Origin of the sequence: Rhodohalobacter sp. 8-1 (assembly GCF_038150125.1) — a bacterium.
GTDB lineage: Bacteria > Bacteroidota > Rhodothermia > Balneolales > Balneolaceae > SW132.
Genome location: NZ_JBBVMF010000005.1, coordinates 292,857 through 306,356, shown reverse-complemented (window position 1 = coordinate 306,356; position 13,500 = coordinate 292,857). Strand labels below are relative to the sequence as shown.

Here is a 13,500-nt window from a genome sequence, read left to right as displayed (position 1 = left end):
GTAATGTGGCCATATCCCTCTAACGAGATGGCCCTCTGTAAATTTGTGGAACTACAGGAATGTTTGTGGGTTGTAAGAAATATCAATTAACAATCGCTCTGAAGATGTTATAATAATTCAAATAGTAGGCCATTACTTTTACAGATCCTTTGTAACATCCCTTTGGGACTCTGCGCCATCAGCTACAAAGGCTCGATCCCCAAGCAGGGGAATAAACCGGTGATTTTCCGGTTTATCCAGAATCTGTAAAAGCAATACATCTTGTCCTGAGAATGACACAAATGACTGTTTTTGCGTACTGAAAGACCAAATTTGATTTATTTACTTAGCAGATCCTGAACCGCATGCGCCAGGAAAAGGTAGCTGGCCCCAACAGTGATCACATATTCATTTTGTCCCCAGAAAAATGGCCAGTTATCTTTGTTTTCAGGAAAGTCAGGCCTCAGGATCAAAACACCAGGCACAATTCCGCCCGGTGTAAAAGAAAAGTCGGCCCGGTTCGTCCCATACGCCACAAGCTGAGACCTGGCCCCTACTCCTGATACAAACGAGTAGTTCGATTCCGGATGCGTGCCGAAGATGTAGTTCAACCCGCGTAGTGCCAGATCAGCCTCTACGATATCCGGGAATGTTCGGTGCAGCCAATAGTTTGTGATACTGAAATTGATGATGGTTCCATTGCCGGCCCATCCTCCTCGGGTGATCGGCACGCCGTAGGGATTCTCGTCTTCAATACCGCTGATTGACGCGCGGTACTCCGCTGTTAATTCTCGCAGACGTTCGGTATATGAGCCATCAAGATAAGGCATGGCCTGTATAAGCATAAAAGCGTTGCTCCCAAATCTGTCTTCAACGTCCGGCAAAATCTCTCGCACCGCATCTGCATATTGCTGATCTTCGGTTGCAATCAACAACTCCACCGCCAGTTTCAATTGCTCTTCCACCAGCCGGCCGCCGGTCGTGTTTCCATGCCTGAATAAGTTAGGCTCTCGATTTTGTTCGTATTCCCACACTCCGAGGGCCGTTTCCAAGACTTCTTCGGCAAGTTCATCATTGTAACCGCGCAACGTCCGGCTTGCTGCTGCAAGCGCCGCGGCGGACCCGTAATTGAGGGCTGAGGTGTTGGTCGTGAATGCCCAGCGATCATCAAAATGGCCGCTATGGTTTTCCTCTGTTTGCATCACCCGGTCTTCCGGAGCCGGGGCATCTGTGGATGGCAGATACATATCGCCTACCCCTCGTTCCTCCGAGAACGGGTCTAATTCAGGATCATAAATTTTATTGTCGGTCTTAGTTGAACCGTCACCCAGGTGCGTATATTGGTACAGATGACCGGCTACAATTCCCGGAATTGCATGCCCGATAGCGCGGTATTGGGCAATCAAACCAAGCGCTCCATGTTCAATCTGCTGGAGAATATCGGGATTCCCGTCCGGGCGGTGAATTTCAGTGTACATTGTCTCCTGGCTCACGGTGGTATTATCACGATTAATACCGAACTGTTCCTGTGTATGCACAAGATTCTGCAGCGCCGAATACTGCGATTGTGTCCGTATGTCATAATCTCCTGCATCATACCAGCCGCCGTAATTCAATCCGGAAATATGTTCAAATGGCTCAAAATTGGTGTCGGTCGATTCGCCGTGACGATACAGGTCAAAATGCTCATAATCGGGCGGGGCTTGCAGGGCATCATCCAGGTGCGATGCGCCATGCCACACCCGGTACGCTTCGCGAACACGCATATGATCCATCTGAACCGGGAAGAAGATATCCAGAGTCTGATGCCAGATTGTGCCATATACATCCGGATCTATACGGAAGCTCTGGGTTTGGCTGCCGTCATATTCAATCGCGTACAATCCGGGTTCTTTTACGTCTGTAAAATCATACGTGGCATAATTGTACCTAAGATAGGATCCCCAATTCTCTATTTGTCCCCGATGAGCTTCCCTTGTATCACCATTTTCTGTAACCTTCACCAGCCGCGCTTCCGGAACGGCTTCGTCATTAGGGTCGAGTTCTATAACGGCCACCTTTTTCTGATCAGGATGATACCCCACCTGGGAATGGCCTATCACCGGCTGACGAATCCAGTCGGGTTGAGTATGAATCTCCAGAAACCACTCAATTACCTTACCGTCAGCTCCCTCCGGGATCAGGCTGCGCACCACATACCAACCGTTTTGTGCTTTGTTACGTCCATCAAGCAGCATGAGTTCTGTTTCTCCGGTGACTTCTTCAATGGTAATGTGACGTTCACTATCATTGGGTGCCAGCACTAATTTTTGGCCGCGGGCAATGGGAAACGGCTCGGTTAGGCCGGACTCTTTCACGTTCATTGGCCCTGTGGGATGGCGCGGAAACAGCCCACCTTTTCCGTCCATCAGGTACGACTTGCCAAAGTAAGCGGATGGCAAAAATTCCATATTAAATCCAGCTTCACCTGCCAGCTCCTCTGGTAGCGGTTCATCAAGATGCACGCTCACAGCGAGGCCGTTGTCGCGGGCCTCCGCCTTCACTCTGTATAAGAATTCATATTCCGGGTATTCGAGATGGGTCTCAATTGTGTTATTCTCGATATCAACCGTGCGATTCACGAATTCCCCAAGGCCGTCCCACTGCTCAGGCGTTCGAAGAAACCGCACATCGCCATTGGTGGCTGTTCGCTCACCATGGTGAATAATTTCGATTCCGCTTGTTTTGGCATCAAAAAACATTCCGCCTGGTCTGTTGCTGAATACGAAAACGTTAACTCCCCGGGCCTCAAAATAGTCGTTTTCACCGATTTTCAGTTCCTGGCCGGCGGCCGGCTGATGAATGGACAAAAGTAAAATGCTCAAAAACAGAATTGGAACTATCAGCTTATCTATCATAAGTCAAATTGTTTTGGGAATTAGATTTGGTAACAAAAATTAATTCGGGTGAAAAGGCACCCGATATATGCTCAACGCCGCGTTTAAATTTGTTCAAATGAGCAAAGAAATTAGAGTTGTACACATTAGAAAATAACCCAATATAACTGAACAACAAGACTTTATTCCTATTTCAATATTGAATAATCTGTGTTGATGCTGAAGGCTATGTGCAATATTTGCACAACTGTATAAAAGGCTTGCTCAAAATTGTCACACATTTATTTAACATCAGCTCCTGATGTAAGGTGATCAGCGCGAGGCATACTTAGAGTATCTGCCAGGTTTTTTTGCGATAGAGTCTTGAAAACTTCCGGCACAATTACATACCTTTGGAAGCGTTTCCAGACCAAAGAAATTATCACTTAGATTTGCTGATTTATGTCGTCATTAGCTGAAGTTGAACACCAAGAGAACAAATTATCTGACACCAATTTCCCGCTATTTTCCAGCCTTGAATCGGCCGGGCATGAACAGGTTGTCGTATGCTCGCGGCCTGATGTGGGACTGAAAGCGATTATTGCCGTGCACAATACCACGCTTGGGCCTGCACTTGGCGGCACGCGCATGTGGATGTATCAAAATGAACAAGAGGCGATTCGTGATGTGCTTCGCCTTTCCCGCGGCATGACCTACAAAGCCGCTATTTCCGGACTGAACCTGGGCGGCGGCAAAGCGGTGATTATCGGCGACCCGCACACGGACAAAAATGAACACCTGTTCCACGCCTTTGGCCGGTTCGTGGACAGCCTTGGCGGGCGATATATTACCGCCGAAGATGTGGGCATGACTGAGCAGGAGATGGAGTGGATTTATTCGGAAACCAAGTACGTCACCGGCATCCCGAAATCGATGGGCGGCAGCGGTGATCCATCGCCTGTTACGGCTTACGGCGTTTATATGGGAATGAAGGCCGCTGCGAAACGCGCGTACGGCAGCGACTCGCTGGAGGGTAAACGCGTCGCCATCCAAGGCGCCGGAAACGTTGCGTCGAACCTTGCCCGGTACATTGCCAAAGAAAATGCTGAGCTGTTTGTCACCGACATCTACCGCGAAAAAGCAGAGAAACTGGCCAAAGAACTTTCGGCTACTTATATAGAACCAGACAACATATACTGCCTCGATGTCGATATCTTCAGCCCGTGTGCTTTAGGTGGCGTGGTGAATGATGAAACACTTCCCGTACTGACCTGTGATGTGATTGCAGGGGCGGCCAACAATATCCTGGATGATGAAACCGAACATGCTGCACGTCTTGACGGCATGGGCATCATTTACGCTCCCGACTATGTGATCAACGCAGGCGGAATTATCAATATTTCCAGCGAGCTTGAAGGCTACAACGAAGAGCTTGCTATGCGAAAAACCTCTCGCATCTACGACACCATGACCGACATCCTGGAGTATGCCGACACGAACAATATCACTACGCTGGAGGCCTCGAACAGGCTGGCGGAAGAGCGGATCAACGCGGTAGGCAACATCGGCAAGATTTACAGCTCCAGCAGTCACTTCTCGCACCGCAAAGGAGAGCTTTATATGCGGGACCGGCGGTAGTTGATGATTGGTTGTTTGGTGATTGGTTGATTTGGGAATTGGGTTGGTGAATTCTCCCCTTGAGAGGAGTCCCACGCGTGTCGCGTGGGGAGGGGTGTCAGGTTCAGTTGATTGGTTATCCGGATCACCTAAAGAGGACTACCTTTATCATCAATTATTTCTTCTGAATGTCAAACCAATTCAAAATGGCTCTTTGGAAGCCATACAATTTTTCCGCGGTCATCTTCAATACGAATGAGCAGGTCATCCAGGCGTTCATTTTTAATATTGTATGCTGTTCCCGGCGTAATTTTATCCGCATGGCCAACCGAGTTAACACATATAACCTGTGCTCCTTTCACCATCCCCTTCTGCCCCTCTTCAATTCGTTTCCGGCGTGCGATGTTGTCTTCCAGCATTTTAATGCCTGCGGCAACTCCATCATCTGAAATGAGTTCATGATCCTTCAACCACTGAAGAGCCCTTTTCCGCTCCTTCATATTTTTGTATGCATACCAGCGATCCCTGATTCCCGCATCATCAATAGCATCATTAAATCTCCGAAACGCTCCGCTCCCCTGGATAGCCCTCAGCAGCAGTGACTGAACAGTATCGTCCAGATCGTCCTGTTCAAGGATGAAATCTTCCATCATCTGCCAGTCTTCTGAGCTTGGTAACGGGCTGATGTAAATAAACCGTTCACCATCCTCATCCTCTTCAATAAGCTGCTTTATCTCTTCCTCTTCTTCCAGATAATCCTCTGTCGTTATAAACGTAACATCGTCTGTTTCGCGGTCAAAGTACCAGTCGCCCATAAAGCTGTTGTCGTCGAGCGCCATTTCGAGCATGGATAGCATGTGATCTGTCAATTTTATAGCCGGCATTGTTTAAAGAGTTTGGTTTTGAGTTCAGGTATAAAATCTGTAGAAATATAGTTCTACAGAAAAGTTTGTGGGTAAATCAATTTGGACATTTTTTTGGATTAATCAGAAGGTTTTATGGATGATGGAAAAATAATTAGACAATCACTTTGAACATGAAAAGAATTTAAAATATTGGTCCATTACTTCTGCAGATCCTTCTCTGCGCCATCAACTACAATGGCTCGATCAGGATGACATGCTCATAGGATAACAGGTGGGCGGCGTGGGCTCAGTAGTCGATTTTTCAATATAGCCTTGTCGTCACGCCACCCAATATCCCAGCAGAACCTTTGTCATTCTGAATAAAACGGTGCTGTTCCGGTTTATGAAGAATCTGAAAAAGCACTATACGTCGTCCATTCGAAGGACATAAATGATTGGTTTTAACTACTGATTGATCCTGCTGGCTTGATGAGACTTTATGAAAAACTGTACATAAAATATTTATATGTACCCACAAACTCACAGGTATAACCCAAAATATATATTCCGTTCAGAACAGAAGAAAGCTTTGATTCTTCGACTATTAATTTTGGTTAGTGGTTTCGAATAGATTGTAAAGTGTTTAATTTATTTTCGAATTTCATCCTGCATCTCAACCCATCAAACCAATGCCTGAATCACCTGTTGAAGAGACCCCTTTTGATTTTACAATCGAATACGATGCTGACTTTATCATTGATCGATACAAGATATCTGATCAAGCTGCTGACGAGATGGATGAAATTTACCCTGATGTAATCAAAGGGAAGAAAAGCACCATCAAGTAGCTGCACCGGCTTTGCAAAAAATATCCCCACATTCCGCACTTCAAAAATTATTTATCAATTGCCTACGATCGTGCCGGAAGCTATAAAAAGGGGATTGAGGTAAATCGCGAACTTTTAAAAGAGCATCCTGACTACCTTTTTGCAAAGATTAACCAGGCTGAAGATCTTATCGCAAACAATCAGTTAGATGAGGTTCCCGAACTGTTAGGCGAAGAGATGCACATTCATAAGCTCTACCCTGATCGGGACATCTTTCATATTGATGAGGTAACGAAATACTACTCAACAGCCATCCAATACCTTCTAAAGACGGACAAAGTGGATGAGGCAAAATTGAGATTCGATTTTATAAGTGAAGTTGAACCGGATTCTCCTGAGGTGGAGCGAACAATGTTTGACATCATGCAGCATAACATGAAGAAAAATCTGGACCTTCATCAGCAAGAAAAACTGATGGAGAGGACCGTAAAGAGTAGAAGCTACCCTGAGGATCTCCAAACTGATCAGGCTCCGTTATTCACTCATTCAGAAATTAAAGAGCTCTACAAGCACGGACTTGATATTCCTGATGAGCTTGTTAAAACCATCCTGGACCTTCCGGGAGAAACAGTGATCCCCGACCTTGAGCGGGTTCTGGAGGATGCTATAAGTCGGTACGAATTTTTTTATGATGAGGCTTCTGATGAAGTTGACGGATGGGATGAGAATCGCTATGAATTCAGCGTTCACGCCATTTTACTGCTCACCGAGCTGCGCAGTAAGGAATCACTCGATAAAATTCTGGACTTGCTGCGCCAGGGAGAAGAGTTTCGTGAGTTCTGGTTCGGTGATATCCTGGAAGACCTGTTTTCTGAATCCGTTGCAATCCTTGGGGAGGGAAACCTTGAGGCAGTCACTAATTTTGTAAAGGAGCCCGATCTGGATGCCTACAGCCGACACATTGGAGTTTCAGCACTTGAAAATTTGGTCAGGTTAGACGAAACACGACGGGAAGAAGTCATTGAGCACCTCGACGATCTGATTCAGTTCCATCTTGGCCAGCTCGACAATGATCGCGTTATCGACACAACTTTGCTCAGCTTTTTGGTGTGGAGCTGTATCAATATCTCAGCTGAGGAACTTTTGCCCTCCATTCGTGAATTGTTTGAGCATAATCTCATATATAAAACAATGGTAGGTGATTTACAGGCTGTAGAAAATGACATTAAGCAAGAAATGGTTGATAGTAACGATCAGCCCAGAACGATCTTTGAAAGGTATGAGATTCTAACAACCGAGCCGTTTATGGGCGCCTTTGCACCACCTGATGATATGTCGGATAGCGGAAGCGGCCTGAATCCTTTTTCAGATTTCCCTGAGGATGATTTTCCCTATGCTGCTCAGCCGTTTCTGCCAGGCACGGAGCCTGCAAAAAATCCATATAAAGATGTGGGCCGAAACGAACCATGCCCCTGCGGAAGCGGAAAGAAGTTTAAAAAATGTTGTTTGTGAGCTTCTGGTGCTGATCGATATGCCTGATACTTAAACGGCTGTGAGTCAGATCTCCCTTCTGAGGGGAGATCATCTTGTTCGTTTTGAACAGGACAGATTATAAAAAGTGTTGTTTTCAGGGTTTAATACGACGATTTCATTCTAATAAGCACATGTCGAATAATTTACCAATGTAATTCGGTTTCGCGCCTGTGCGAAACAATAAGCCCCGGCAGGGGCAACAGCTTCGTAGACCCGTACAAGCGCCGTGGTTCTTCGGCGCGCAGTGCGGGGTTTAGAAATGCGGGCCGTCCAGGCACCCCGAGGCAATGGATTTCGCAAAAGAAATGAGTTCAGTCGGAGGGGGTATGACTGATATAAACCGTGGAAGCCTGATTGGCTGAATAGGTGTTTTTAAGACTTAAATTTACTCGAAACACCACACCCTACCCTAAGCCGCAAAATACATGGTACTTCTGGATCGGAAAACGCATCCTGCCACCTTTTAAATGGTGTTGCCCGTCTTTGGGGCAAAATTAGGGGCTTCCAGTGACAGAGCGAAAATTCTTCATATTCAGGCAGAGGATAATCGGAAAGATGAACAAACATTTCGGTTGCGGATATAGGGCTTTTATTTTTAAAACGCACTTGTTGAATAATGAAGCTTTTTGGAAAGTAATTGAATAAGTACAGTTATTCGGTCAAAGAATCAATATGCCTTACTAATTCCGGTTTGAATTATACGGAATCAATTTCCTTCTATTCCCTTTTTATGGGCGGCTTTTGTAACCAGAATGTGATAATCGAATTCAGATCTTTAAAGTATTTTCAACAAAATCAGAACCAATTTCAACCCACAAATTTTCTCTGGTCGGAATATAAATTCGTACGATTCAATACGTTGTTCCACAAGGTATCGTTAATCTAAAAACAGGAGTTACATGCGATTACGACATGGATTGGCTGCATCATTTATTTTTACTTTTTGGGTAATACCTGCTCTTGCACAGGTTTCCTCTGAAACTACTCTTGCCGGTTACAACCACATACCTGTTGTGCAAACCCCGGCTATTGGATTCGCTACCATTACGATTGAAAGTGACTCTCTTTTTATTGAAGGAGAGTTCCATGACCTTCGCGGGGTCTACCGGGCCGCTTATGTTCAATACGGTAAAATTGGAAAGTCCGGTCACCGAATGCTACGTCTGAAGCCGGAGATTGCGGAAAGCATAACTGCAGGCGTGTTCAAAAAAGAGGAGAATGCGTTTATACTTACCGACGCGCTGCGTAATTCATTACGAGAGGGCCAACTCTACATAAACGTCACATCAAACCGCCATCAGCTCGGTGAAATCAGAGGACAGATACCTAAAATGTAATGCGTGTCAATCCTGTGCCTCACCTTTATCATTCTCCGGAGTTCTTTTGTAAAAAAAACTTCTGTCATTTTTCACATCATCATACGTATATATCTCTTCTTTCCGATGCTCATACATATATCCGGCCAGCGAAAAATCGCCTATACAGGCCGTGGCGTGCATCACCAGAAAGATCGATACACCGTAAAAAATCCATCCAGTCGTCATAAACAGACCCACAAGCCCTGCTGATGTGAGCACCACAAAAGGCGTAAAGGCGAGCCAGTAAAACTCTTTTTCCGACACTACAAAATGGTCCGCCACTGCAGCTACAGCCCCCTGATCCCACAACGGTTTTAGCTTTGTCTTTTTAGCGCCCAAAAGTTTATAAACAATCAGGTGGAGCAGTTCATGGAGAATCAGCCCAACTGTAAACGTAAAAAGGAGTCCCGCTCCAAGGCCGATAAAAAATGCGTTTGTATTCCATCGCCCGATCCATACAAATAGTATTAGAGCAATAAGCAACATTGTGCCGTGTTTAAACACCGCGTTAACCGGGTTCCTGTTTTTCAGATTCTTCAAAAGAAACGGCACCATCTCGTTATGATCCAGTTCCTGCAGTTTCTTGTAGTCATCTGACTCCTCCAGCTCGCTAACTGTCGGTTTTTTGTCTGTGTTTCTAAAAGCCATGATTGTGCTGAAATTAAACTTAAGTTTAAGATAATGCCTATTCTGATGATTTCGAATTGTGTCTGCTGAAGGATTTCCGACACTTAAATTATGAGACATTGTCTTACTAATCTCTGAACTGGCAGTGTTGATCTTTAGGATTATTGATGATTGAAAGTATTTATGCCTGCTTTCTAATTTCCGGCACTTGAATCTGATTTCGCTGTCGCTTACTATATGGCATGCTAAAGTCAGGAAGACAAATGACACCTGAATTCATCAGGCTGCTTGTACTTGAAAAAACTCGTTCGTTATCATTTGGGCGTGATATCGTATCCTCTATATTTACGCTCCTGCTGATAGCATTTATCCTGTTTTACCTGGTCGGAATTGCAGTTTTTCTCGGGCTTATCCTCAAAACCTATTTTGGGATTAAGGACATTCCGTCTTTCCTCAACACAGCCGCTATATACTATCTGGCAGCTGAATTTGTGACCCGTATTTTCCTGCAAAAGAAGCCTTTATTTGATTTGGCCCGCTACCTGCATCTGCCCATCAAACGCTCCGGCATTGTCCATTATTTACTGGGTAAGTCTGTGCTGTCTACCTTTTCAGTTACAGCTGTAATTCTATTTCTGCCCATTACAATTACCGAACTAGCCACTGCCTATGGTGCTCTTTCCGCATCACTATGGCTGGGCACACTTGTTGCTCTCAGCCTGAGTTTACACTGGCTTACGCTCTGGACAAAGGAAACTGTTGCCAAATCATCAGTACCGGGACTTATAGCCGTGCTTACCGCAGCTTCCCTGCCATTTGTGCTGCTGTATTTTAACCTCTTTAATCTTGGTCTCGTTACAGCCCCCTTCTTTTCCTATTCACTATCAGGGCCGCTGCCTCTGGCTCTTAGCCTGATTTTCTTCTTTCTGAGTTATCGCCTCATACACCGGTATTACTCTAAAAATGCTTACCTCGATCAAGCCGTAAAATCCAAATCATTAGCTTTCAGCAGATCAGACTCTCAATTGTTTAACCGGTTTGGAGCGCCGGGCGTGCTGGCCGACATAGAACTAAAGCTGATTCTCAGACATAAGAAAAGCCGTGGTTACCTTGCCATGTCAGCTTTATTTTTACTCTATGGCCTTCTGTTTTATGAGATGCCTGATACGGGTGAATCATTTGTCTTAACCGGGTTTCACCTGTTCTTAGGAATCTTTATCACAGGAATATTTTTTGTTCAGTATGCACAGTTTTTCTTAAGCTGGAATTCGTCATTTTTTGATTTCTTTATGGTCAAAAACAGTGGCTTGAGAGACCTCGTCCGGGGTAAAATACTGCTTCTGTCTATGACAACTGTGCTGGCCTATATCCTGTCGCTTCCCTATCTCTACTTTGGCTGGCAGATACTGCTGGTTCACACGGCCGGCCTCTTATTTAATCTTGGGTTCGGTATCCACATTATCGTGATGATGGCACTTTGGGAGCCCAAGCCGATTGACATTAACAAAGGTGCTATGTTCAACTACGACGGTATCGGCATCTCGCAATTCCTGATGGTTATTCCTCTGTTTTTGGTTCCTTACCTCATCTACATTCCAGTGCACATTTTGTTTGATGCATATTCAGCCCTTGCCGCCGTATGCTTAGCCGGAATTACGGGCCTTCTTTTTCATAAACAACTCATTAACGTAACGGTAAACATACTCGACCGAAACCGTCATAAAATCTCATCATCATTCAGGCGCGGCACATGATCCAGGTTGAACAGCTAAGAAAACGATATGGAAGCGACGAGGTTTTAAACATCGGGCAGCTCACCATCCAAGAGTCGGAATGCTTCGGCCTGGTTGGAAATAACGGGGCAGGAAAAACAACCTTTTTTCAGCTGACCCTTGATCTCATCAGGGCTTCATCAGGCCGGGTGGAGATAAATGGAAATAACGTTAGTGGAAATGAAGAATGGAAAAACTTTGTGGGATCTTATCTTGATGAGCACATGCTGCTGCCTTTCCTCTCACCGGATGAATATTTTGAAACACTGAGAAAGATCTACGAGTTAAGTGCCGATGAACTTGAACATCATCTCAGCCGGTTCAGCCCGCTGTTCAATGACGAGATTTTGGGTAAGTCAAAATATATTCGCAATCTGTCGAAAGGAAATCTTAAGAAAGTTGGTATAGCGGCAGCATTTTTAGGTCAACCGGATATTATTATATTAGATGAACCTTTTGAAAACCTGGACCCCACTTCCCAAAACCGCCTGAAGAGACTTGTTACAGATGAGCGCGAAAATAACGGCACCACATTTATGATTTCAAGTCATGATCTGACCCATGTCACGGATATTTGCAGCCGTATTGTACTCCTTGAAAAAGGTATGATCATCAAAGACCTGAAAGATGATAAAGAGGCAATGGCATCTGCTCTTGCTGATTATTTCGACCGGTAGTTCAGTGCTATATTCGATTAATAAATTTTTAAAAAGATCAGATTAAAAGTCTCCCTTAAAAAGGGGAGATTTAGAGGGGTGTCCATTGGATCTACAAGAATTTGATAGACATCCCCCTATTTCCCCCTTTTTTAAGGGGGACTCTTTCCTATACTATTTTATAATCAATATGTAGTATTCAACTAACCTCTCACCCCTTAATGACCGCCATCGGCTCCAGCTCAATCACAATATCCACCAGGTCTGACTGATTTTTCATGACCTCCTGGATATCTTTATATGATCCGGGAGCTTCATCAAGGTCACTTTTATGCCTTATAGCATGAATAATTCCTTTCTCTTCCATCGGCTTTGACTGCTCTTCAACGCTTAGCGTCTCCTTCGCTTTGGTCCGGCTCATCACCCGCCCGGCACCGTGCGAGCACGATTCAAACGCCTCAGGTTTCCCTTTTCCCCTTACGATAAATGATGGTGAACCCTGCGATCCGGGCACCATCCCAAGTTCACCCTCGCGGGCCCGAGTCGCTCCTTTGCGGTGTATGATAAGCTCTTTATCGAAATGAGTTTCACGCGCCGCAAAGTTGTGCGGTTTATTAATGAAATCTGAAAACTCAACATCCGACACCTCTTTCTCAAATGCGTCTTTCACGCGCTCCATCATGAGCTTTCGATTCGCCAGTGCAAAATCGATGCAGTAGTTCATCTCGTTCGTATAGAGGGAAAATTCTTTCGTATCCTCCCGAAAGAATGCCAGGTTTTTCGGCACATCATCGCGGCCTTCGTTCTTCTCTTTTGCAATGTCGTTGTAGTGCTTAGCCGCTGTATAGCCTATATTCCGTGAGCCGGAATGGATCATAATCCAAATGTACCCGTCCGACCCTTTTTGAATTTCAATGAAATGGTTACCGCCCCCAAGCGTGCCTACCTGCTTCCGTGCGCTTTCATACTCCTTTTGTATAATTGGCAGTTCACTGTCCATCTCCGGCATCCATTTTTTATCCTGTTTGCTATCGTGATGGCTGAATCCTACAGGCACAGTATCGCGGATCCTTCCCATAATTTTTTTGAGGCGGTCTCTGTCCAGCTCCTGCTGGTTTGTCCGCAGCGAGCACATGCCACACCCGATATCAACTCCCACTGCATTTGGAATGATGGCATTTTCCGTAGCCAGCACGCCGCCAATGGGCATACCGTATCCCTGGTGAGTATCCGGCATGATAGCAATGTGGCTGAAAGATACCGGCAGGTTTGCAATATCCTTTGCCTGTTCAAGGGCTCCTTCTTCAATATCGTCTACCCACAGGTTGATAGGAATTCGTTCTGTCTCAATCACTCGTTTCATAGAGTCTCCGATTATGTTTTTATCCTAATTAATAAATAACACAGATCACACGGTTCAGGTTCAATGAA

Annotated in this window: 10 protein-coding genes; 6 read left to right on the top strand and 4 right to left on the bottom strand. The window is 45.3% G+C overall.

Annotation, left to right across the window (positions count from 1 at the left end; genetic code table 11):
• Positions 1-317 precede the first annotated feature (317 nt).
• Positions 318-2,876 carry a glycoside hydrolase family 9 protein gene (locus tag AABW11_RS07315; protein WP_340104147.1) on the bottom strand — a complete coding sequence of 853 codons (2,559 nt, stop codon included), beginning with the start codon at positions 2,874-2,876 and terminating at the stop codon, positions 318-320.
• 420 nt (positions 2,877-3,296) lie between these two features.
• On the opposite strand from AABW11_RS07315, the gene AABW11_RS07310 reads away from it, so the two are divergent.
• Positions 3,297-4,472, top strand: coding sequence for a Glu/Leu/Phe/Val family dehydrogenase (locus tag AABW11_RS07310; protein ID WP_340104146.1), 1,176 nt, complete (start codon positions 3,297-3,299; stop codon positions 4,470-4,472).
• A gap of 170 nt (positions 4,473-4,642) precedes the next feature.
• On the opposite strand, the gene AABW11_RS07305 is transcribed toward AABW11_RS07310, so the two are convergent.
• On the bottom strand, positions 4,643-5,335 hold the full coding sequence (locus tag AABW11_RS07305) for a UPF0158 family protein (RefSeq protein WP_340104145.1): 693 nt from the start codon (positions 5,333-5,335) through the stop codon (positions 4,643-4,645).
• Between the two features lie 650 nt (positions 5,336-5,985).
• Between AABW11_RS07305 and AABW11_RS07300 the strand changes: the two genes are divergently transcribed.
• The 3 genes from AABW11_RS07300 to AABW11_RS07290 all read left to right on the top strand — a co-directional run bounded on the left by AABW11_RS07300 (position 5,986) and on the right by AABW11_RS07290 (position 8,993).
• Positions 5,986-6,144, top strand: coding sequence for a hypothetical protein (locus AABW11_RS07300; RefSeq protein ID WP_340104144.1), 159 nt, complete (start codon positions 5,986-5,988; stop codon positions 6,142-6,144).
• 216 nt (positions 6,145-6,360) lie between these two features.
• Positions 6,361-7,635: a DUF1186 domain-containing protein gene (locus AABW11_RS07295; protein WP_340104143.1), complete on the top strand. Its 1,275-nt coding sequence runs from the start codon at positions 6,361-6,363 to the stop codon at positions 7,633-7,635.
• 920 nt (positions 7,636-8,555) lie between these two features.
• Positions 8,556-8,993 (top strand): CHRD domain-containing protein, encoded by a 438-nt coding sequence (locus tag AABW11_RS07290; RefSeq protein WP_340104142.1) that lies wholly within the window; start codon positions 8,556-8,558, stop codon positions 8,991-8,993.
• 6 nt (positions 8,994-8,999) lie between these two features.
• Here AABW11_RS07290 and AABW11_RS07285 read toward each other — a convergent pair whose 3' ends face one another.
• Positions 9,000-9,662, bottom strand: a complete 663-nt coding sequence (locus AABW11_RS07285) for a DUF3267 domain-containing protein (protein ID WP_340104141.1) — start codon at positions 9,660-9,662, stop codon at positions 9,000-9,002.
• A gap of 242 nt (positions 9,663-9,904) precedes the next feature.
• Between AABW11_RS07285 and AABW11_RS07280 the strand changes: the two genes are divergently transcribed.
• Positions 9,905-11,395 carry a DUF5687 family protein gene (locus AABW11_RS07280; protein ID WP_340104140.1) on the top strand — a complete coding sequence of 497 codons (1,491 nt, stop codon included), beginning with the start codon at positions 9,905-9,907 and terminating at the stop codon, positions 11,393-11,395.
• Complete coding sequence (locus tag AABW11_RS07275; protein WP_340104138.1) at positions 11,392-12,090, top strand: ABC transporter ATP-binding protein; 699 nt, start codon at positions 11,392-11,394, stop codon at positions 12,088-12,090. Before AABW11_RS07280 ends, AABW11_RS07275 begins: the two co-directional genes overlap by 4 nt.
• Before the next feature lie 190 nt (positions 12,091-12,280).
• Here the strand turns inward: AABW11_RS07275 and AABW11_RS07270 are convergent, their stop codons facing one another.
• Positions 12,281-13,432, bottom strand: coding sequence for an RtcB family protein (locus AABW11_RS07270; protein WP_340104137.1), 1,152 nt, complete (start codon positions 13,430-13,432; stop codon positions 12,281-12,283).
• Between the last annotated feature and the right edge of the window lie 68 nt (positions 13,433-13,500).